The sequence below is a fragment of the Pseudovibrio axinellae genome (genome assembly GCF_900110875.1).
GTDB classification, from domain to species: Bacteria; Pseudomonadota; Alphaproteobacteria; order Rhizobiales; family Stappiaceae; genus Pseudovibrio; species Pseudovibrio axinellae.
In genome coordinates this window covers 2,352-5,685 of the sequence record NZ_FOFM01000046.1, presented here as the reverse complement: position 1 = coordinate 5,685, position 3,334 = coordinate 2,352, and the positions used below count along the sequence as shown (strand labels likewise).

Annotated in this window: 1 tRNA gene and 1 rRNA gene; both read right to left on the bottom strand. The window is 51.1% G+C overall.

The window, feature by feature from the left end:
* Positions 1-75: 75 nt before the first annotated feature.
* Positions 76-2,806, bottom strand: a 23S ribosomal RNA gene (locus BMZ51_RS22990).
* 450 nt (positions 2,807-3,256) lie between these two features.
* A tRNA-Ala gene (locus tag BMZ51_RS22985) sits at positions 3,257-3,332 on the bottom strand.
* Between the last annotated feature and the right edge of the window lie 2 nt (positions 3,333-3,334).

Sequence of the window (3,334 nt, the reverse complement as noted above, 5' to 3'; positions counted from 1 at the left end):
TCCAAGTTGATGCTTTGCGTTGTTTAGTTTTAGGCAACTTTATGAGTTACCATTTATGATTATAGCTTAATGGGAGTGATCAAGATCAATCGAGCTATTAGTAAGGCTCAGCTTCGCACATTACTGTGCTTCCACATGCCTCCTATCAACGTGGTGGTCTTCCACGGCTCTCAAGGGAATACTCGTTTCAAGGTGGGTTTCCCGCTTAGATGCCTTCAGCGGTTATCCCTTCCGTACATAGCTACCCTGCAATGCGGCTGGCGCCACAACAGGTCCACCAGAGGTACGTCCATCCCGGTCCTCTCGTACTAGGGACAGATCCTCTCAATATTCCTACACCCACGGCAGATAGGGACCGAACTGTCTCGCGACGTTCTGAACCCAGCTCACGTACCACTTTAATCGGCGAACAGCCGAACCCTTGGGACCTGCTCCAGCCCCAGGATGTGATGAGCCGACATCGAGGTGCCAAACAATGCCGTCGATATGGACTCTTGGGCATCATCAGCCTGTTATCCCCGGCGTACCTTTTATCCGTTGAGCGATGGCCCTTCCACGAGGGACCACCGGATCACTATGACCGACTTTCGTCTCTGCTCGAGTTGTCACTCTCGCAGTCAGGCAGGCTTATGCCATTGCACTCAACGAGCGATTTCCGACCGCTCTGAGCCTACCTTCGCGCGCCTCCGTTACCATTTGGGAGGCGACCGCCCCAGTCAAACTACCCGCCACACACGGTCCCGGATATTGTAGTACCGCGGTTAGATATCCATGAGGACAAGGGTGGTATTTCAAGGATGACTCCACCCAAGCTGGCGCCTGGGTTTCAACGTCTACCACCTATCCTACACATGTCATCACGAATACCAGTGTGAAGCTGTAGTAAAGGTGCACGGGGTCTTTCCGTCTGACCGCAGGAACCCCGCATCTTCACGGGGAATTCAATTTCACTGAGTCTGTGCTGGAGACAGCGGGGAAGTCGTTACGCCATTCGTGCAGGTCGGAACTTACCCGACAAGGAATTTCGCTACCTTAGGACCGTTATAGTTACGGCCGCCGTTTACTGGGGCTTCAATTCGCTGCTTGCACAACTCCTCTTAACCTTCCAGCACCGGGCAGGCGTCAGACCCTATACGTCGCCTTGCGGCTTCGCAGAGCCCTGTGTTTTTGATAAACAGTCGCAACCCCCTATTCTGTGCCCCCAATACAAAGTTGCCTTCATATTGGGCTCCCTTCTCGCGAACTTACGGGAGCAATTTGCCGAGTTCCTTCAGCACAGTTCTCTCAAGCGCCTTGGTATACTCTACCTGTCCACCTGTGTCGGTTTAGGGTACGGTCTTAGCGTGGGAGCTATTTCCAGGAACACCTTCACCGCATCTCCAATCCAATAAGGAGATACGATACACGGCATCCGTCACTACCCACTGGCCGGGGAATATTAACCCCGTTCCCATCGACTACGCCTTTCGGCCTCGCCTTAGGGGCCGGCTAACCCTGCGCCGATTAGCGTTGCGCAGGAACCCTTGGACTTTCGGCGAGAGGGTCTCTCACCCTCTTTATCGTTACTCATGTCAGCATTCGCACTTCTGATACTTCCAGCAGCCCTCACGGGTCCACCTTCATCAGCTTACAGAACGCTCCGCTACCGCTTGTCAAAGACAAGCCCGCAGTTTCGGTGTATGGCTTTAGCCCCGGTACATTTTCGGCGCGGAGACCCTTATTTAGACCAGTGAGCTGTTACGCTTTCTTTAAATGATGGCTGCTTCTAAGCCAACATCCTGGTTGTTTTGGGATCTCTACATCCTTTCCCACTTAGCCATAACTTAGGGACCTTAACTGGCGGTCAGGGTTGTTTCCCTCTCCACAATGGACGTTAGCACCCACTGTGTGTCTGCCCTGCAGTACTTCCTGGTATTCGGAGTTTGGTTAGGATCAGTAAGGCGGTGAGCCCCCATAGCCCATCCAGTGCTCTACCCCCAGGAGTATTCACAGGACGCTCTACCTAAATAGATTTCGCGGAGAACCAGCTATTTCCGAGTTTGATTGGCCTTTCACCCCTAGCCACAAGTCATCCCCGAATTTTTCAACATTCGTGGGTTCGGTCCTCCAGTGCATGTTACTGCACCTTCAACCTGCTCATGGCTAGATCACTCGGTTTCGGGTCTAATCCAAAGAACTATGTCGCCCTATTCAGACTCGCTTTCGCTACGCCTACACCTATCGGCTTAAGCTTGCTCATTAAATTAAGTCGCTGACCCATTATACAAAAGGTACGTTGTCACCCAGAACAAATCTTGGGCTCCAACTGTTTGTAGGCATTCGGTTTCAGGTACTATTTCACTCCCCTCGTCGGGGTACTTTTCACCTTTCCCTCACGGTACTGGTGCGCTATCGGTCGACTAGGAGTACTTAGGCTTGGAGGGTGGTCCCCCCATGTTCAGACAGAATTTCACGTGTTCCGCCCTACTCGAGGACTATAAATCTTTCTACCCGTACGGGACTATCACCCACTAAGGTCAAGCTTCCCAGCTTGTTCCGGTTCTTAATTTATAGCCACTGGCCTGGTCCGCGTTCGCTCGCCACTACTAACGGAGTCTCGGTTGATGTCCTTTCCTCCGGGTACTTAGATGTTTCAGTTCCCCGGGTTTGCCCCCTTGCGGGTACACCTTACGGTGTGGGTTGCCCCATTCAGAAATCGTCGGATCAAAGCTTATTCGCAGCTAACCGACGCTTATCGCAGCGTATCACGTCTTTCATCGCCTCTAGTCGCCAAGGCATCCACCAAATGCCCTTAAGACACTTGATCACTCTCATTAGCTATAATCATAAAAGATGCTTTGTTAAAAACATCCATTTACGAACCAACAAAAGCAAAGCTTGATTTCAACTTGGCGCATCCAACATATGTCAGATGCTTTTTTGGTTGCTACACAACAATCAAACGTCAAACGCTCAATCATCATGCTGCAGATACAAATTAATGTATCAAAGACATACAAAATGTATGTCTAGACCAGTTCATGAGACATAAATGGCGGGGCAGCGGTCAAGCGCCCCCGATCAATACCCTGGCGGGCATTGGTAACTGGCTAGCTGACACATCCGGCAATCCCCTAAGGAACTGGCGCCAGATGCGGCCAATTATGTCTTCTCTTCAAAATGTCACAGAACAAGCAAGCCTTAGAACAAAGCTCGCAAAACGAATACTCTCTTTAGTAGATCAAAATTGTAACCGACTTTTCTTTCAAAAAGGCGTTGGTGGAGCCTAGGAGGATCGAACTCCTGACCTCCTGAATGCAAATCAGGCGCTCTCCCAGCTGAGCTAAGGCCCCAC